This window comes from Frankia sp. Hr75.2, assembly GCF_949319125.1.
GTDB lineage: Bacteria > Actinomycetota > Actinomycetes > Frankiales > Frankiaceae > Parafrankia > Parafrankia soli.
Window position 1 is genome coordinate 1 of sequence record NZ_CASGGV010000021.1, and the last position, 18,379, is coordinate 18,379.

At 69.6% G+C, this 18,379-nt stretch carries 14 protein-coding genes and 1 pseudogene; 10 read left to right on the top strand and 5 right to left on the bottom strand.

Going from position 1 to position 18,379, the window contains the following annotated elements:
- Positions 1 to 403 precede the first annotated feature (403 nt).
- From AC559T_RS02195 to AC559T_RS02205, 3 genes and pseudogenes are all read left to right on the top strand, one after another.
- A pseudogene (locus tag AC559T_RS02195) lies at positions 404 to 685 on the top strand (transposase); the annotation flags it as partial.
- A gap of 746 nt (positions 686 to 1,431) precedes the next feature.
- Entirely contained in the window at positions 1,432 to 3,810 is a 2,379-nt protein-coding gene (locus AC559T_RS02200; protein ID WP_498867570.1) for a CaiB/BaiF CoA-transferase family protein, read from the top strand.
- Positions 3,811 to 3,853: 43 nt separating this feature from the next.
- Positions 3,854 to 4,714, top strand: a complete 861-nt coding sequence (locus AC559T_RS02205) for a MaoC/PaaZ C-terminal domain-containing protein (RefSeq protein ID WP_498867571.1) — start codon at positions 3,854 to 3,856, stop codon at positions 4,712 to 4,714.
- 74 nt (positions 4,715 to 4,788) lie between these two features.
- On the opposite strand, the gene AC559T_RS02210 is transcribed toward AC559T_RS02205, so the two are convergent.
- The 3 genes from AC559T_RS02210 to AC559T_RS02220 are packed head-to-tail and all read right to left on the bottom strand — an operon-like array spanning position 4,789 to position 8,276.
- On the bottom strand, positions 4,789 to 5,919 hold the full coding sequence (locus AC559T_RS02210; protein WP_498867572.1) for an iron-containing alcohol dehydrogenase: 1,131 nt from the start codon (positions 5,917 to 5,919) through the stop codon (positions 4,789 to 4,791).
- The gene (locus AC559T_RS02215; protein WP_498867573.1) at positions 5,916 to 7,028 is read right to left on the bottom strand and encodes an acyl-CoA dehydrogenase family protein; all 1,113 of its coding nucleotides are present in this window, start codon (positions 7,026 to 7,028) and stop codon (positions 5,916 to 5,918) included. The genes AC559T_RS02210 and AC559T_RS02215 overlap by 4 nt, the downstream gene beginning before the upstream one ends.
- Before the next feature lie 9 nt (positions 7,029 to 7,037).
- Complete coding sequence (locus tag AC559T_RS02220) at positions 7,038 to 8,276, bottom strand: acyl-CoA dehydrogenase family protein (RefSeq protein WP_498867574.1); 1,239 nt, start codon at positions 8,274 to 8,276, stop codon at positions 7,038 to 7,040.
- 137 nt (positions 8,277 to 8,413) lie between these two features.
- On the opposite strand from AC559T_RS02220, the gene AC559T_RS02225 reads away from it, so the two are divergent.
- From AC559T_RS02225 to AC559T_RS02240, 4 genes are read left to right on the top strand one after another with little or no spacing between them, the layout of a single operon-like run.
- A complete protein-coding gene (locus AC559T_RS02225; RefSeq protein ID WP_498867575.1) occupies positions 8,414 to 9,175 on the top strand; it encodes an SDR family oxidoreductase in 762 nt (253 codons plus the stop codon).
- On the top strand, positions 9,172 to 10,323 hold the full coding sequence (locus tag AC559T_RS02230; protein WP_498867576.1) for a thiolase family protein: 1,152 nt from the start codon (positions 9,172 to 9,174) through the stop codon (positions 10,321 to 10,323). Before AC559T_RS02225 ends, AC559T_RS02230 begins: the two co-directional genes overlap by 4 nt.
- The gene (locus AC559T_RS02235) at positions 10,320 to 10,745 is read left to right on the top strand and encodes a Zn-ribbon domain-containing OB-fold protein (protein WP_498867577.1); all 426 of its coding nucleotides are present in this window, start codon (positions 10,320 to 10,322) and stop codon (positions 10,743 to 10,745) included. Before AC559T_RS02230 ends, AC559T_RS02235 begins: the two co-directional genes overlap by 4 nt.
- A 19-nt stretch (positions 10,746 to 10,764) precedes the next feature.
- On the top strand, positions 10,765 to 12,759 hold the full coding sequence (locus AC559T_RS02240; protein ID WP_498867583.1) for a propionyl-CoA synthetase: 1,995 nt from the start codon (positions 10,765 to 10,767) through the stop codon (positions 12,757 to 12,759).
- An 83-nt stretch (positions 12,760 to 12,842) separates the two neighbouring features.
- On the opposite strand, the gene AC559T_RS02245 is transcribed toward AC559T_RS02240, so the two are convergent.
- Positions 12,843 to 13,679 carry a mycofactocin-coupled SDR family oxidoreductase gene (locus tag AC559T_RS02245; protein ID WP_498867578.1) on the bottom strand — a complete coding sequence of 279 codons (837 nt, stop codon included), beginning with the start codon at positions 13,677 to 13,679 and terminating at the stop codon, positions 12,843 to 12,845.
- 286 nt (positions 13,680 to 13,965) lie between these two features.
- Complete coding sequence (locus tag AC559T_RS02250) at positions 13,966 to 14,991, bottom strand: ABC transporter substrate-binding protein (RefSeq protein WP_498867579.1); 1,026 nt, start codon at positions 14,989 to 14,991, stop codon at positions 13,966 to 13,968.
- Positions 14,992 to 15,059: 68 nt separating this feature from the next.
- Here AC559T_RS02250 and AC559T_RS02255 point away from each other — a divergent pair, with 68 nt between their 5' ends.
- Genes AC559T_RS02255 through AC559T_RS02265 form a run of 3 tightly spaced genes read left to right on the top strand, consistent with a single transcriptional unit; the run spans position 15,060 to position 17,436 of the window.
- Entirely contained in the window at positions 15,060 to 15,677 is a 618-nt protein-coding gene (locus tag AC559T_RS02255; RefSeq protein ID WP_498867580.1) for a hypothetical protein, read from the top strand.
- A gap of 50 nt (positions 15,678 to 15,727) precedes the next feature.
- Entirely contained in the window at positions 15,728 to 16,582 is an 855-nt protein-coding gene (locus tag AC559T_RS02260; protein ID WP_498867581.1) for an ABC transporter ATP-binding protein, read from the top strand.
- The gene (locus AC559T_RS02265; RefSeq protein ID WP_498867582.1) at positions 16,582 to 17,436 is read left to right on the top strand and encodes an ABC transporter permease; all 855 of its coding nucleotides are present in this window, start codon (positions 16,582 to 16,584) and stop codon (positions 17,434 to 17,436) included. Before AC559T_RS02260 ends, AC559T_RS02265 begins: the two co-directional genes overlap by 1 nt.
- Positions 17,437 to 18,379: the final 943 nt, after the last annotated feature.

Consider the following 18,379-nt stretch of genomic DNA (forward strand, 5'->3'; position numbering starts at 1 on the left):
GGGGCCCCCCCGGCCCCCCCCCCGCGGCGGCCTGTTCGACGCCCCCGCACGATCGGAAGGACCTCCAGATGAACGCCCGAGACGAGAGCCGCAGCGGCCCGCTGGCCGGACTGCGCGCCATCGAGCTGGCCGGCATCGGGCCGGGTCCGCATGCCGCCTTCGCCGGTGCGGAGTCGGGTAGCCCGAGGGAATCTCACCCCCGGGCTCCCACAGATCCCCGCATGACGTAGGGTAGGCCGCCGACGAGGTGCCAGTCGACCTGGCCCTTTTCCGACGGCCCCCCTCCGAACCAGCTGTACTGGCACCGCTGGTCGACCGCCCCACCCCCACCGGAACTGGCAGCACTGCTTGACCACGTGGGCCACTCCCACCCGCTGGTCGCCCCAACCTGACCAACCAGCGACTAGCGAACCTTCCGCTGCACGACTTCACCCAGAACCAGATCTGGTGCGCCCTCGTCGCGCTCGCCCTCGACTTGATCACCTGGACCCAGATGCTCGTCCTGCCCGACCAGCCGGGCCCGCCGGTGGGAACCGAAACGGCTGCGCCACCGGCTGTTCTGGCTGGCGGGACGGCTCGCGCGCCTCGCCCGCCAGAGGGCGCTGCACCTGGCTGCCACCATCCCTGGGCACCGCTGGCCGTCCAGGCGATCACCACGCTGCGCGCCCTGCCCACCCCCGGATAACCCTGGGGCAGCGACCCCCACCCGCAGACCAGGAGACCAGGAGAAACATCCGTCCCGGACGTGAACCGGGCGCCCACGCCGCGCGACAGCCGGGCACCCCGCCACAGCCACAGCCGGAGCGAGTGGCAAAAATCAACATCAACAAAGGGCGGGAGCCAGCCCGCGATCACAGCCGGCCGAGGCGTGAAAGATCTGGGCTAGCATCATCTGTCGTCGACTGGAAAACAGGCCCTGCCGCACGATCCAGCGTTCTGTTGTGCACGTCGGGTGGTACTCATCGGCACGCCGAACGACAGCTTCACCGTGGACAAGTCGAGCGCTGCCTGCCTGCTGCGAGGCTACTCGATTCGCGCTTGCCTCAAGGCCGAGGTGCTCCGCACCGTCACATCGCCGGACGACGCACAGCTCGGACGAGCCGCGAGAAGCCGATGAGGCAGGCCGGACCGTGGTCACCAACCCTGATCCACATCGGCGCATGCGCTATTCTGCATGCAAAATTGTTGCCATTCCTGTCACAGTCGTGCGATGGTCGGAGAGCAACGCACGACTGCGAGCATGCAAGGGGCATCCAGGACGGGCGCGGCTTCCTGAGCCCCCTGTGTAGCCGTGTGCCAGTCCTTCCCGGTCAGCTGCTCGAACAGATGACGCCCGCGCGTCTGAGGGTGGCCAGCCCGAGGCAACTGGACGGACTGCGGCGCGCGGGTCACGTGGAGTCGCGTAACGGTGCACCGATAAGGAGACTGAGGGTGAGCGATATCAGCACTGACGCCGTGGCGCGGGCGTTGCCGTCCGGGCCGTTGCTCGAAGGAATCCGGGTGGTTGAGGTGTCCTCCCGAGTCTCGGGCGCGTACGCGGGACGCCTCTTCTCCGTGCTCGGCGCCTCGGTCGTCCGGTACGGGCCGGCGCTGGACATCGCCGCCGTGGGCACCGTCGCGAGCCTCACGGAGCAGTGGCTGCACGACGGCAAGACCATGGGCGCCGCGCCGAGGCCGGAGCCCGAGCAGGTCGTGTCGGGGGCGGACCTGGTGCTGCTCGAAGTCGACTCAGCCGACGCCGAGTGGCGGAGCTGGGCGTCCGAGGTCGAGGCGGCGGCCGGACGCCGGCCCTCGAGCGGCTTGGTGCGGCCACCCGTCGTGCTCCGCATCGAAGGCGCCGTGGTCGATGGTCGGCCAATCCCGTCCGACGCGCTGTCGGCAGGGGCGTGGTCGGCGATAAGCTGGTCCATCGGCGATGCGGACAAGGAACCGCTCACCCTGCCGTTCGATCTGCCGGACTTCCAGGCCGCCCTCTATGGCGCGGCAGCCGGGCTGGCTACGTTGCTCGCCGATCCCGCGGCGCCGGACCTCCGTTCCGTCGAGGTCGCCACCAGGGATGTGCTGGCCTACTACGTTGGCATGATCACCGCGAACTTCCTTCCCTACGAGCGGCCCTGGACGCGCGACGGCGCCCGGCCGCCGGGCTCCGCGGGGGTCTATCCGGCCAGCATCTTCCCCTGCGCGGACGGTCACGTCGTCCTGATGTGCCGGAACCAGCGAGAGTGGAAGGCGTTGCTGGCCGCGATGGGTGATCCGGAGTGGGCCCGCGATCCCCGGTTCGACGATCCGCGGCTCGTCGCCCGACTCCACGCGGACGAGGCCGACAGCCACCTGGTGCCCTGGGTGCGGGAGCGGACCATCGAGCAGCTGATGGCGATCGGCCGAGACCACGGGCTGGCGGTCGCACCGATCCGCTCGATGGGTGAGGCGCTCGAGGAGCCACAGTTCGCGGAGCGCGGCTTCCTCGGTGAGCTGCCGAAGGCGCCGCGGCCCATCAAGGTCGCGACCGTCCCGTGGCACCTGTGCGAGATCGGAGACGATCAGCCGGAGGTCCGTTCGTGGCCCGTCGGGTCCTCGGGGACCGAGCCGGCCCGGCTGCTCGAGGGGCTGCGGGTGCTGGACCTGAGCTGGGTCTGGTCCGGCCCGCTCACCACGTCGATCCTGAGCGACCTCGGCGCCGAGGTGATCAAGGTGGAGCACGAGGGTCATCTCGACACCGGGCGGCTGCGCGGCAAGGCTCGGCGCGGGGGCGTCGAGGTCGAGGGCCCCGAGCACGAGGCCACGCCGTACTTCAACCAGATGAACCACGGCAAGCGGAGCATCACGCTCGACATGAAGCATCCGCGTGCGCGCGTCCTCCTGCTGGACCTGGCGGAGAAGTGCGACGTGGTGGTGGAGAACATGAGGCCGGGCGCGCTCCAGCGGGTGGGCCTGTCCTACGCCGATTTCGCGGGGCGGAACCCGTCGATCGTGATGCTGTCCATGTCCATGGCCGGCCAGGAGGGCCCGCTGCGGACCATGAAGGGCTACGCCGGGATCATGGCCGCGATGTCCGGCCTGGAATCCCTGATCGGATACGACGAGGCCCATATCGTCGGCAGCCTTTCGCCCGCCCTCGGCGACCCGAATGCCGCCGGGCACGCCCTCACGGTGCTGCTCGGTGCCCTGATCCGGCGGCGGCGGACGGGCAGCGGGGCGTGGATCGACCTGTCGCAGATCGAGGCGCTGCTCTGCGCCCTGCCGGCGCCCACCATCCAGAGCCAGATGGAGCCCGTCGTCCCCGTCGCCGCGAACTCGCACCCTCGCATTGCCCCGCACGGCCACTTCCCGTGCCGTGGGGTGGACCGGTGGATCGCGCTCAGCGTGCGGGACGAGGGCTGGTCCGCCTTTGCGTCGGTGGCCTCGGGCGCGCCGTTCGCCTCGGCCCCCCGCTGGTCGAGCCCGAAGGAGCGGATCCGCGGACGGTCGCAGCTCGAGGCCGCCGTCGCGGCGTGGACCGCCGGGCAGGAGCGGGATGATCTAGTGGACCGCCTGCTCTCCGCCGGTCTGCCGGCGGCGCCGGTGGCGAGCTTCGAGGAACTGACCGGTGCCGCGTGGGCGAAGGAGCGGGAGCTGACGGTGCGTGTGTCGCACAAGTACCTCGGGGACGTCGATGTCTTCGTCGTACCGTGGAAGTTCGGCGGCCGCGGGGTGGGGCGGGCCCAGCCGGCCCCGCTCCTCGGGGCGGACACCGACGACGTCCTGCAGCGCCTGCTGGCACTGACGCAGCACGAGATTGGGGAACTGCGTGCCGACGGCGTGCTGCGATAGGACGTGATGGCGCGCGAGAGTCGGTCGGAAGGTTCAGCGGGGGATGGCAGTGGCCCTCAATCTCGATGCCGTCGGCGCCAGCGCCGAGCCGTTCACCGTCGACTGGACGGAGGATGACACGATCCGTTACGCCTTGGGGGTCGGCGCCGGTCAGTCCGACCCCCTCGCGGAGCTGGATCTCACCACGGAGAACACCGCCGGGGTCGCGCTGCGGGCGCTGCCGACCTTCGGCATCCCGCTGGTCCAGAGCAGGCTGCTGCGTCGCCTGCCGGTCGGCGACTTCGACCGCACGAAGCTGGTGCACGCCGACCAGAGCCTGGAGGTACACACCCGCGTCGAGCCCTCGGGATCGGCCGTCGTGCACGCTCGTCTGGACGGCATCTACGACAAGCGGAGCGGTGCGCTCTTGGTCGTCTCAGCCCAGGCATGCGAGCCGGGGACGGGCAGGCCGATGTGGACGAGCAGGCTCGGCTACTTCATCCGGGGCGAGGGCGGTTTCGGCGGTGACAGCGCGCCGCCGGACGGTTGGGTGGAACCCGAGACCGAACCCGACCACGTAGTGGAGACCGCGACGCGGCCGGATCAGGCGCTGCTGTACCGCCTCAGCGGCGATCGCAACCCGCTCCACTCGGACCCGGCCTTCGCCGCTCGAGCGGGCTTCCCCCGTCCCATCCTGCACGGGCTCTGTACGTATGGCATGGTCCACCGGGCGCTGGTCGCATCGGAACATGGTGGGGACGTTTCCCGGGTTCGCGGCATGTACGCGCGGTTCAGTCGACCGGTGATGCCGGGGACGCTGCTGAGCACCGAGTTGTGGCGGCGCGGCTCGGATGTTCTGTTCCGCACTAAGGACGCTGACGGGCGGACGGTTCTCGACAGGGGACGGCTGACCTTCGACGGCTGAGCGACCGCCCTCCTCCGGGCGGTCGGGCGGTTGCTCACCGTCCCGGGGGCCGCGGTGGTGTCAAGCCTCGCCCCTCAGCGGTGCACGTCGACCGGCCCTGCGAACGCCGCGAGCAGGACATCCTCCAGGTCCTCGACCGCAGGCTGGAAGGTCGTGCCGCGTGCCGCGGGGTCCTTCAGCGCCGTGGCGGCGAACGCGGGGATGTCCTCGCGGGACACCCCCATCTCGGCGAGGCCGTCGACCGGCACGATGCCCTCGAGGAGCCGGGTGCAGACCAGGGGCACGGCAGCCGGCGCGCAACCGAGGACGGCAGCGAGGCGATCGAGACTGGCTGGGTCGCGCTGGACGGAGAGCTGCAGGGCGTGCGGGAGGACCACGGCGTCGACGGGTCCGTTGTGCCCCCCGGTCACATGTCCGACGGTGTGCGCGATCGCGGCGGTCAAGGCACCACCGGTGGCGTCCGTGGCATCGCCGACGACGGCGGCGACCAGCACGAGCCAGGTCCGCACGCCCACGTCGGCGGGCTCGGCCGCCGCGCGACGGAGCAGCTCCGGCAGCGCCAGGACGGCACGACCCAGCGAGCGCTCAGCCGCGGCGTCGCGGCGTCGAGTGGTGAGACCCTCGACAGCCATGACCAGCGTGGTCAGTCCGGCGTCGCGGACTAGGGCGGGCGGGGTCGAGGCGAGCATGCGCGGATCGACGATCAGGGCGGTGGCCCGGGTGGCCGGGTCCAGCATCGCCCGCCGACGCATCCGGCCGTGCTCGGTCACCGCGGTGCCTGCCTTCACGGACGCGGTTGTCGGGGTGGTGGGCAGGACCACGATCGGCAGCCGCGGGGCCGTTCCCGGCCTGCGGAACTCGGGTCCGTCGGCGAGCACGATCGCGGTCGCCCGTGCGGTCACGATGGCGGAACCGCCGCCGGCGACCACGATCGCGTCGGCACCCACCGCGCGGAGACGCTCCGCGACCGCGAGGACGCCGTCGATCGGGCTGTGCTGCGCGAGCGAGGACTCGACGATCGCGTACAGACGCCCGGCGGCGGTGTCGAGGAGGGCGCGCATGCCTGGGTCGTTCGAGACCGACCGAGGGGCGAGGAGGGCGGGGCGGCGCGAGCCGAGCCGGCTGAGCTCGTCGGCGAGCCGCGCGGCGCTGCCCGGGCCGTGATGCAACCGCACCGAGGACCGCAGCGCAGGTCTGTCGCTCACCGTCGCGCCGGTCCCAGTCCGAGACCCGCGGCAAGCCGGTCGAGGTGCTCGTCGGCGGGCCCGAGTAGCCGCGCGGAGGACAGCGCCCGCTTGTAGTAGAGGTGGGCAGGGTGCTCCCACGCGTACCCGACCCCGCCCAGGACCTGGAGCGCGGCGGCAGCGGCGCGTTCGACCGCCGGGGAAACGTGGGCGGAGGTGAGCGCGGCGAGCTCCACCGGGTCCTCGACCCCGTCGACAGGAGTGGCGGGGGTCGAGACCGCCCAGGCCGCGTAGCGGGCGACGACCCGGGCGGAGTCCACCTCGGCGTAGGCGTCGGCCAGCAGGTGCTTGACCGCCTGGAAGCCGCCGATGGGCCGGCCGAACTGCTGCCGGGTGAGCGCGTGTTCGACGGCGAGGTCCAGGACGCCCTGGCCGACGCCGACCTGCTCGGCGGCGAGCAGGATGCGGGTGATCGCCTGGGCGCGGGCGAGCGCGGCCTCGTCGAGATCGGTGGCCACCGGGGTGGCCGGCGTCCCGTCCAGGACCACCGTCCCGAGCGAGCGGGCCGGGTCCAGTGGCGTCTCGGCCGTCACCGAGGCACTCCCCCGCTCGACCTTGAAGAGGCCGAGACCATCCGCCGTCCTCGCGGCCACGAGGAGCAGGTCGACCGAGTCCCCGTGCAACACGTGCGCCCGCTCGCCGGTCACGGACCAGCCCCCGTCCCGGGCGTTGGCGGTGAGCCCGTTCGCGGGCTGCGCGGCGTCCACCCACGTGGCTGTACATTCGCCGGCGGCGATCTCGGTCAGCACGGGGTGGGCGCCCGGCCCGCCGGCGCGCAGCACGGCCACCGCTGCGCCCGCGGTTGCGAGCAGCGGCTGGGAGGACACCGCCCGCCCGGCGGCTTCCAGGACGACCGCGAGATCCAGCCACGTCCCGTCCGCGCCATCCTGCTCGGCCGGCACCGCGATGGCGGGGAAGCCTGCCTCGGTGGCCAGCCGGGCCCAGACCTTGGGGTCCTGACCGGGGCGTCCGGCCAGGATCGCCGCGCGGTCGTCCGCGAGCACGTCGGTGAAGAACCGTCGGGCCATGGCGGCGAGGTCGGCCTGGTCGACGTCGAGTTCGAAGCGCATGTCGGTCTCCTACCGGGCAGCCGTGGTCGGGCGCTGCTCACGGGGCAGGCCGAGCAGCCGCTCACCGATGGTGTTGCGCTGGATCTGTAGTGAGCCACCGTAGACGGTGATCGGCCGGGCGTGCAGGGCGTCCTGGATCCAGGCCGCGCGCGAGGTGGGGTCGATCCCCTTCGGCTGCGGGCCGAGCGCGGCGACGGTGCCGGGCCCCACCAGAGCGACACCGTCCGACCCGAGCACGTCCATGGCGAGTTCGGTGACGCGGTGGCGGTATCGGGAGACGAACCACTTGGTCACCGACGACTCGGCTCCGGGGAGCGTCCCTGAGGAGACGGCGGCCAGCGTGCGTAGGGCCAGGCAGCGGATCGCGTGCACGTCGGCCCGGCATCGGGCGAGACGCCGGGTCACCGACGTGTCGTCGGCCCGTCCGCTCTCGACGATCAGCTTCGCCAGGCGCTCCAGCTCGATTCGGGACGAGACGGCCGAGGCCAAGCCGCCTGCGCCGCGCTCGAACCCGAGTAGCGCCATGGCCACCGTTGCGCCCTGTCCGACCCCGCCGACGACGTGCTCGGCGGAGGCCACGGCGTCGTCGAAGAACACCTCGGCGAGTTCGGTCTCCCCGGCCATGTTCTGGATGCCCCGGACGGTCACGCCGCGCTGGTCGATCGGGATGAGCAGGAAGCTCAGCCCCTTGGCGCCCTTGACCTCCGGATCCGTCCGTACAACGGTGAAGATCCAGTTCGCGGTAGTGCCGGCGCTCTGCCAGACCTTCTGCCCGTTGACGATCCAGGAGTCGCCGGAGCGGTGCGCGACGGTCCGCACATTGAACAGGTCGGACCCGGCCTCGGGCTCGGAGTAGCCCTGGGCCCAGCGGATCTCACCGGAGAGGGTCCGGGATAGGAAGTAGTCGCGCTGTTCCGGGGAGCCGTGGTGCATCACCGTGGGGCCCAGCAGCTGGAGGCCGAAGGTGTCGTTCGGCGTCGGGTACTGGGGTGCGCCGACCTCTGCCAGCTCCTCCGCGACGATCGACTGCTCGACGATGGTCAGCCCACCGCCGCCGTACTCGGCGGGCCAGCCCGCCGCGAGCATGCCGTTCTCCAGCAGCCGTTCCCGCCACCACGGGCCGAATCGGGCGCGTTCCTCCGTACTGAGCGCGCCGTAGCCCGCCCAGTCCGCGGGCAACAGGGAGCGCAGCGTCGACCGGACCTCGTCGCGGTAGGCCTGCTCGGCGGCGGAATAACGAAGGTCCACGTTGCTCCTCCTCGTCGGATGTTACTGCGTAGGCTAGGTGCCGCTTGGCATGCAGTATGGCATGCTTGTGCGGCGGATATGGCGTTGTTGCCTGGCCGCCGCTTTGCGGGGCCGCTCCGAGAGAGAGGAACGACCACATGGTGAACCTGACAGACCGGGTTGCGATCGTCACCGGAGGAGGACAGGGCATCGGGGCCGCGACCGCGCATCGGCTGGCCGGCGCGGGCGCTGCGGTCGCGGTGGTCGACCTGGTCGAGGCCAACGCCAAGTCGATCGCCGCGGAGATCGTCGAGGCCGGCGGCGTCGCGGTGGCAGTGACATGCGACGTGTCCCAGGAGGACCAGGTCGCGGCCGCCGTCGAGCGGACCGTGGCGGAGCTCGGCCCGGTCGGGGTCCTTGTGAACAACGCCGGCGTGCTGCGGGACAACCTGCTCTTCAAGATGTCGCTCGACGACTGGACCACTGTGATCGACACCCACCTGAGGGGGACGTTCCTGTTCACCCGGGTGGCGCAGGCGTCGATGGTGGAGCAGCGGTGGGGCCGCATCGTGAACCTGTCGAGCGTGGCGGCGTTGGGTAACCGGGGGCAGACCAACTACTCGGCGGCGAAGGCCGGTCTGCAGGGCATGACCAAGACACACGCACTCGAACTGGGCCAGTTCAACATCACGGTCAACGCCGTAGCGCCCGGTTTCGTGGAGACTCTGATGATCAGGCAGACGGCCGCTCGGCAGGGCATCGACTTCGAGACGTACAAGGAGGCGGCGGCGAAGCGGAATCCCATGCGCCGCGTCGCCCAACCGATCGACATAGCGAACGCGATCGCGCTGCTGGCCAGTGAGGATGCCGGCTTCATCAACGGACAGGTCATCTACGTCGCCGGCGGGCCACGGATATGAGCATCAGGGGGGCAGCGTTCGTCGCAGGTGCCTATGAGCATCCCGGCCGCGTGCTACCGGACACCTCGACGGCGCAGATCCACGTCGAGTCCGCGGTCGGCGCTCTCGCGGACGCGGGCTTGGACCTGACGGACGTCGACGGCTACTTCTGCTCTGGAGACGCGCCGGGCGGACCGATCGCGATGGCCGACCACCTCGGTCTCGCGGCACGACACATCGACTCGACCGATCTCGGTGGCTCCACCTACGTGGCCGAGGTGAGCCACGCCGCGCAGGCGATCGCGGCGGGCAAGTGCTCAGTCGCGTTGATCACCATGGGCGGTCGGCCGCGGTCAGCGGGCCGGCGCGTACCGCCCTCGGCCGGGCCGGCGCACCTATTCGAGATGCCGTACGGGCACAGTAACCCGTCGTCATACGCCCTCGCGGCGCAACGGCACATGCACGAGTTCGGCACCACGTCCGCGCAGTTGGCCGAGGTGAAGGTCGCTGCCGCCGCGCACGCCCAGCACAACCCGAACGCCTTCCTCCAGAAGCCGGTCACGGTGGAGGAGGTCCTGAGCTCGCCGCTGATCGCAGCTCCGCTGCACCGGATGGACTGCTGTGTAGTCACTGACGGCGGTGGAGCGCTGGTCGTGGTGTCACCGGAGGTGGCGCGGTCCCTGGAGCGCCGGACAGTGAAGGTGCTGGGGGCCGGAGAGGCCGCCAAGCACACCGATCTGGGCGGCATCGACCTGACCTACACGGGGGCGGTGTGGTCGGGACCGCGTGCGTTCGCCGAGGCCGGCGTGTCACACGCCGACATTGACTACGTCTCGATCTACGACTCGTTCACCATCACCGTGGTCATCACACTGGAGGATCTCGGCTTCTGCGCCAAGGGCGAGGGCGGGCGGTTCGTGTCGGACGGCACGTTGCATGCGACAGGCCGACTGCCGTTCAACACCGACGGCGGGTCGCTGTGCAACAACCATCCGGCCAACCGCGGGGGGATGATTCGCATGATCGAGGCCGTGCGTCAGCTGCGCGGGGAGGCGGCTGCGGCGGTACAGGTCCCGAACTGCGACATAGCTCTGGTGCACGGGACTGGTGGATGGCTCGGCACTCGGATGGGCAGCACGACGTTGATCCTGGGGCAGGAGGACGCATGACCAGCGCCGAACGGAGCTTCCCCGACGTGGAGCCGCTCGTCGAGCCCGGCATCGAGCCGTACTGGGAGGCGGCCGCCGAGGGACGGCTGGTCCTGAGCCGCTGCGCCGAGGACGGTGCCGCGCTGTGGCCGCCCCGGCCCTTCTGCCCCCGACACGCGTCCGCCGGCGTCCGATGGGAGCCCGCCGACGGCGGTGCGGAGGTGTACAGCTACACGGTCGTACACCGGGGCGAGGGGGCCTTCGCCACAACGGCCCCGTACGTCCTCGCCTACGTCCAGCTCGACGAGGGTCCCCGTGTGCTGACCAACCTGGTGACGTCCGACGGCACGCCGGCGACCGAGGCCGACATCGGCCAGCGCGTCGTGGCCCGGTTCGAGAAGCAGGGGAAGCTCCCCGTCCTGCGGTTCGCCCAGAGCCCCTGACGGCGGGCACCGTGCCTTCCTGAAACAGTGCCGTGCGCACCACCTCAGCGATGATCGTCACCGTCACCGGTGGCTCGGATGTGGTGTACCGCAAGTACGCAGTCGTCATCGCAAGGAGGCCCGCATGGGTAGGTACGAGGACGTTTTCCGGGCCAGCGTGGAGGACCGGGAGGGGTTCTGGCTGAAGGCCGCGGGGGCGCTCGACTGGCACAAGGCGCCCACCCAGGCCCTCGACGACTCGAACCCGCCGTTCTACCGCTGGTTCCCCGACGGGGAGATCAACGTCGCGCACAACGCGCTGGACCGGCACGTCGAGGCCGGCCGCGGCGACCAGGCCGCGCTGATCTACGACTCGCCGGTCACCGACACCAAGCGCACCTACACCTACACGCAGCTGCGCGACGAGGTCGCGACGTTCGCCGGGGTGCTGCGCGACCTGGGCGTCGGGCCCGGGGACCGCGTGGTGATCTACATGCCTATGGTCCCCGAGGCCGCGATCGCGATGCTCGCCTGCGCGCGGCTCGGCGCGGTGCACTCGGTGGTGTTCGGCGGATTCGCCCCGAAGGAGCTTGCGGTCCGCATCGACGACGCCGCCCCCAAGGTCGTTGTCTCCGCCTCGTGCGGGATCGAGGGCAAGCGGGTCATCGAGTACAAGCCGCTGCTGGACAAGGCGATCGAGCTGTCGGCGAACAAGCCGGAGAAGCAGGTCATCCTGCAGCGCCCGCAGGCCGAGGCCGCGATGGGCCCGAACGACATCGACTGGGCCGAGGCCGCCGCGTCGACGACCCCCGCTGACCCGGTGCCGGTAAAATCGACCGACCCGCTCTACGTGCTCTACACCTCCGGCACCACGGGCAAGCCCAAGGGCGTGGTCCGCGACAGTGGCGGCTACGCCACCGCACTGGCCTGGTCGATGCCCAACGTCTACGACGTCGGCCCCGGCCAGACGATCTTCACCGCGTCCGACGTCGGCTGGGTCGTCGGGCACTCCTACATCGTCTACGCCCCGCTGCTAGCCGGGGCGACCACGGTCCTCTACGAGGGCAAGCCGGTCGGCACGCCAGACGCCGGCCAGTTCTGGCGGACCATGTCCGAGTACGGCGTACGTAGCATGTTCACCGCGCCGACGGCGTTCCGGGCCCTGAAGAAGGAGGACCCGAACGGCGAGTACGCGCACAAGTACGACCTGTCCGGGCTGAAATATCTCTTCCTCGCCGGCGAACGCCTCGACCCCGAGACCTACCGCTGGGCCTCCGAACTGCTCGGCATCCCGGTCATCGACCACTGGTGGCAGACCGAGACGGGCTGGCCGATCGTCGCCAACCCCGCCGGCATCGAGCTGCTGCCGATCAAGCCCGGCTCACCTACCAGACCCCTGCCCGGCTGGGACGTCCAGATCCTCGACACCGACGGCAAGCCGGCCCCGGCCGGCGAGGACGGCGCGATCGTGGCCAAGCTGCCGCTACCCCCGGGTACGTTCCCGACTCTCTGGAACGACGACGAACGCTTCGTCACGTCCTACATGTCGGCCTTCGACGGCTACTACCTCACCGGCGACGGGGGCCGGATCGACTCCGACGGCTACGTTTTCGTGATGGGCCGCACCGACGACGTCATCAACGTGGCCGGGCACCGCCTGTCCACCGGCGGGATGGAGGAGGTCCTCGCCTCCCATCCCGACGTCGCCGAATGCGCAGTCATCGGGGTCGCCGACCAAATGAAGGGCCAGATCCCGCGCGGGTTCGTCGTCCTCAAGGCTGGTATCGACGCCGCGGCGGAGGGCTACGAAGACAAGCTCCGCGCCGAGCTCGTCCAGCTCGTCCGCGACCAGGTCGGTGCCGTGGCCTCGCTCAAGGAGATCGCGATCGTCCCGGCGCTGCCCAAGACCCGCTCCGGGAAGATCCTGCGCAAGACCATGCGCGGCATCGCCGACGGCCTCGAGGAGCCGGTCCCCTCCACCATCGACGACGCCTCGGTGCTCGACACCCTGCGGCCCATCCTGCGTCCTCGGTGACGGCAGAAGGGACACCGGCCACCGACGATGCGGGCTCCGATGTCGTCGACATCGGAGCCCGCAGGCAGCTCTGACCGCCCGGGTCAGACTTTGGTGACGGCCCCGCCGTCGATGCGCATCGAGCTGCCGGTGATGCGCCTGGCCTCGTCCGACACCAGGAACATGACCAGATCGGTGACGTCCTGCGCCTCCAGCCAAGGGAACGGCAAGATCTGCACGGCGGCGAAGGAGTCCCGCACGCCCTCGAGGGTGCCGTCGGTCTCGCCCGCGGGGTCGAAGAGATCGACGGTCGCCCGGTTCTCGATCATCCCGGTCCTCGCGCTGGTGGGGAGGACGGCGTTGACCCTGATGTTGAACGCTCCCAGCTCGTTTGCGAGGGCCTTGGTGAGTCCGATGACGCCGTGTTTGGCCGCCACGTAGTGCGCGAGGTGGGGTATCCCGATCTCACCGGCGGTGGAGCTGGTCAGGACGATCGACCCGCCGTTCTCGTTTCGCTTGAGGTGCGGGATGGCGGCCTGGGCGGTGAAGAAGACGCCGCCCAGGTCTGTCTCGATGACCTCGTTCCAGGCCTCCTCGCTGATGTCCTCCGCCGCGCACGGGGTCATGACACCGGCGTTGGCGAGGACGATGTCGAGGCGCCCGAGCTCGGCCACCCCTGCGTCCATGGCGGCCCGCACGCCTGCCCGGTCACGGACATCGACCTTGGTCGCGATGATCCGCCGATCGAGCCACTCGACCAGGCCGACTGTCTCCTGGAGGTCCGCCTCGGTGGCGAGCGGATAGGGAACCGAGGGCAGGTCCGCACAGACGTCGATCGCGATGATGTCGGCGCCTTCCCTGGCCAGGGCGACCGCGTGGCTGCGCCCCTGTCCGCGGGCGGCACCAGAGATGAAGGCGACCTTGCCGTCGTACTTTCCCATGATGATCTCCTCGGGTCGCCTGAAGTGGTCGATGAACGCGCGGGTCGACCTGTCCGACCCATCGGTCGGGAGACTTCCGACCAGGTCGGCGTCCCGGCAGGATGAGTTGCCGCGATACCGCCGGTGGTCGGGACGAGATGGGCGTGGGACAGTTCGGTGCCGGGAGGCCTCGGACCGGCGGTAGCCGGTTGCCATCTCCCCGGCAGCCTCGGGTGATGCGACCACCCGGGAGCCAGTCGCCGTGGCGGGGCGTTCTTCCTCTGGGCCCGGAGCGGGACATGTCCGACTACGGAAGGGCGGGCCGGACGAGGTCGGTGTAGGCCGGGACCTTCTCATCGGCAACGACCCCCGCCTCTAGGAGGATGTCCAGGGTCGAGTCGAACTGCTCCTTAGTGAATTTCACGGAGTACGTGTCCCAGACGCCGTCCGCCAACGCGCGCGATGCCACCGCGGGACTGACGCGCAGGGTTTTCGTGATTCTCGCCGTGGTGACGGCGTCGTTCGCATCCTCGTGGAGGAAGGTCAACGCCTGGTCGATCGCGGTGCAGAACTTCCTCGCGGCCTCCGGGTTGTCCTCGACCCACCCCGGCAGGCCGGCCCAGACGGTGAAGTAGGCATCCCGGTACAGCGGACTTCCGTCCGGCATGAGCAGGAGCTTCTTGCCCTTGCCCGAGTCCAGGATGAACTGCGCCGCGGTCGGGAAGGACGCCGCCACATCGACGGCCCCGTTCGTCAGGGCGGCGTATACCTGGGGCGCAGCCACCCCCACGTTGACGTAGGTGACGTTGCGGACCCCGGCGTTCGCGAGAGCCGCGGCGAACTGCTTCTGGAACCCCGTGCCCTCCGGTGTGGGAAAACCGATCACCGCACCGTCCAGGTTCCGGAGCACCTCCGCCGGGGAGGCGCCGCTGTCCATCGAAGGCAGAGCGCTGTCTTTCGCCGCCAGGAGGGTCATGAGCTGGGTCTGCTGGCCGCCGCACACGGCGGTCAGCGACGCTCCCGCCTGCCACGACTCGATCAGACTGGCCGTCGAGATCTGGGTGAGCTCGGCACCCGTGGCGGTCAGCGCCTGCACCGAGCCCAGCTGAGCCGGCTGGTCGACGACGCTGACCTTGAGCCCGGCGGCGTCGAAGAAGCCCTGCTCCTGGGCCGTGACCACCGGGATCAGGTTCGACCCCGGTAGCAGCATGACCTCCAGGTGGTCTCGGTCGGACGGACCGTCCGACCCCGCGGCGCCGCCACCGCAGGCCGCCAAGCCGAGTATCGCGAACAGCGATAAGACGAGAGTCGCTTTCATCCGGTACCCGCTCACGAGACCTCCAGTGCATTGACCACCATATGGCGCGCAAGATAGCATACAACTTCGCATACCATGAAGGGGTGGACATGCCGGTCATCAGGGCCCAAGGCTTCACCTTCGACCCAAGCCTGATGGTGAGGAGAGTTCGGGATCGTTACGAGGCCACACGGAACATGCGCCACAAGCGGATGCTCGGGCAGGTGCTCGAGCACCTCGAGGGCGAGGTGGAGTTCGATCTCGACCAGCTGATGAACGCCTACCCGGTCCCCGAGCCGCAGTACCGGGTGTGGCGCGACGGCGTCGATGTCGGCCCCAAGGGCCGCGAGGCCGTGCGGGAGTGGTACGCCGGACACCTGCGCGCGCGAGGCCTCGTACTGCAGTACGACATCGAGACGATCGTGGTCGATGACCGGACCATCGTCACCGACGGCTACATGTCCGCCGTTCTTCCTGGACAGAACGTCAGGGACCGGGGCGTGCCGGACGCCGACCCGTCGAAGGTCTACCTCAAGCGGTACCGCAACTGCATTCTGTGGCCGTTCAACGAGGCCGGCGAGCTCATCGGCGAGGAGTTCCACCTCAGCGGCAACTCCGGCGACTCCCACCTATGGATCCTCGACGACGCGGACGTGCCGCAGGAGTTCCATCGACTGACGAAGGCGGCCGAGTCGTTCGAGAAGGGGATGTCGGGGACGTGATCTCTCCACAGCCTGCCCCGCCCTATGACCAGCCTTCCGCCCCGTCCGATATGCCGTCGACACGCCCCCGGGGTGGAGCCGACAGGGTCTCGTCCCAGAAGAGCGGCCTGATCGAGTTCCGCGGTGTCACACACCGCTTCACCGCCAGCGGCCGACGCGGCGCGGCTGCGACCGAGATCCTGGCGCTGGACAACGTGGACCTGGAAATCCCGGCCGGTGAGTTCGTGGCACTGGTGGGCGCCAGCGGGTGTGGCAAGACAACGCTGTTGAATATGGTCGCGGGACTGATCCAGCCGACCGACGGGGCTGTCACCGTGATGGACCGGGCGCCCCGCCTTCCCAACGCAGATATCGGGTACATGTTCGCCAGGGATGCTCTGCTCCCGTGGCGGCGAGCCCTCGCGAACGTCGCCCTGCCGCTGGAGGTCCGGCACTGGAACAAGCGGGACCGCCACGAGCGGGCGGCCGAGATCCTCAAGATGGTCGGGTTAGAGGGGCGCGAACGCCAGTACCCGCTCCAGTTATCCCAGGGAATGCGGCAGCGGGTGGCGCTAGCCCGCACCCTGTCGGCCGACCCGAGCCTGCTGCTGATGGACGAGCCCTTCGCGGCCCTCGACGCCCGGACCAAGCTGACGATGCAGGCCGAGTTCCTCCGGATCTGGGAGGCCAGTGGGACCGGCGGCACTCGCAAGACCGTGCTGTTCGTGACCCACGACCTGAACGAGGCGGTGCTGCTGGCGGACCGCGTGGTGGTCATGCTGCCACACCCGGGCCGCATCGCGGAGGACCGGGTCATCGACCTCCCGCGGCCCAGGGCGGAGAGCCTGTCCGACCTGATGTTCACCGAGCAGTTCCGGCAAGTCGCGCGCGAGCTCTTCGACCGGCTCGAGGGGGCGATCAGCTGATGACCGAACCGACTTTGGCACCCGCACCGGAGACGACCGAGCGAGCCGGCGTCCGCGCCAAGGGCACCGGACGGGTGACGCCGGCCTCCTCACCGCGCTTGCGACGTGCCACGACGTACCTGATCCAGGCGGGCATCGTCGCGCTCTTCCTGGCACTGTGGGAGTTCGGTTCACGCAGCGGCGTCCTCGATCCGCTGCTGTTCGGAAGCCCGTCGGGTGTGTGGACCGCGCTGGGCGAGTACCTCGCCACCGAGCGTGCCTGGCACTCCCTGGCCTCGACTGCCCAGGCCGTCATCATCACCTTCGTCGTCGGCTCGATCCTCGGCACTGTCGTCGGGCTCCTGATGGGGCTGTTCAGCCCGCTCGACACCGTGCTGGGGCCGTTCCTGGTCCCGCTCAACAGCATCCCGCGCATCGCCCTAGCGCCCGTCTTTATCGCGTGGTTCGGCCTGACGAGCACCGCCAAAATCGTGCTCGGCATCAGCATCGTCTTCTTCGTCCTGGCCGAGAACTCGCGGGGGGCCGTCCGCTCCGTCGACAGGGACGTGCTCGTGATGGCGCGGGTCGTCGGGCTGCGGGGGCCGTCCCTGCTGGGCAAGGTCGTCCTGCCCGCGGTCGTGCCGACAATGTTCGCCGGTCTCCGGCTCGCGTACACCTACTCGGTCCTGGGCGTCGTCGCGTCGGAGATGATCGCGGCGGTGCGGGGGATCGGGCAGGACATCGTCCTGTACTCGACCTCCTACCGGATCAACACGGTCTTCGCGATCCTCTTCGTCATCATGGTGGTCGCAGTGGTCATCAGTGCTGTTTTCGCGGTAGTGGAGAGGCAGCTGTTGAGATGGCAGAACTCCTAGCCCCGATCTTTCGCAGCGGACGTACGGTGATTTTCGTTTCCAGTTCGTGATCTTGCTGGGCGGGTGGTGGTCAGGCAGGGTTGATTCATGTTCACTGATCGGATCGATGATGTTGCTTTAGGTTGTCAGCAGGGGAAGCGCTCGAGTCCGGTAACGGCAGATCCACCTCGTAGCCGGCTTGATCTCGTGTATGCCGTTCAGACGGAACAGCCCATCGCGAGATTCCTGATCGAGGCCATGACCTGCGGGCCGCTTCCGGTATGGGCCTGCTGGTCGTCCTCACGCCAGGTGGTGTCCCGCACATAGAGGGCGTCTGACAGACCCGCAACAAGATCCGCGAACTGGAACGCCTCAACCCGGACATGAAAGTCGCTCTCTTCCTTGCCGTCGCCTGACCGGCACACCCTGCGTCACGCCAGGAGCTGGCGCCGACACGGCACGTATTACAGCAGCTCAGACTCACCCGGGTCCCATGACGCCGGGGTGACGCCAGCTGCCCACGCGACAGTGGGTATTTTCGGCCACTACGTAATGCAAAATGGTAGACGTCAATGACGTCTGGCGTCTGTGCGGCCTTGGAAGGGAGCGTGCTGTAGTTTCTTCGCCGTCGGTCGAGCAGCTCGAGCTGGAGGCGCGCGCGTTCGATGAAACATCCCAGGATTCGCCCGCGCCAGGCGCGCGAGGCCATGCGGAAACGCATCACATCGTGAGCCACGTGATCGTGCTCGGTCAGTAGGAGATGCCGGCGAAGCTCGGGTTTTTCGTCACCAACGTCGGCGCTAGGCGTCCAGCGCGGCGGGTTATATGGCGGCCCTAGCCGAAGAGCTTGGGTATCACTTGCTGCGAACGGACGAGTATGTGGTGCTACCAAAGTCGCGGCAGGTCAAACCGCCACTCGAACCGGACTGGCCGATGGCCGACCCCTTGGTGGCCTTGGGGCATC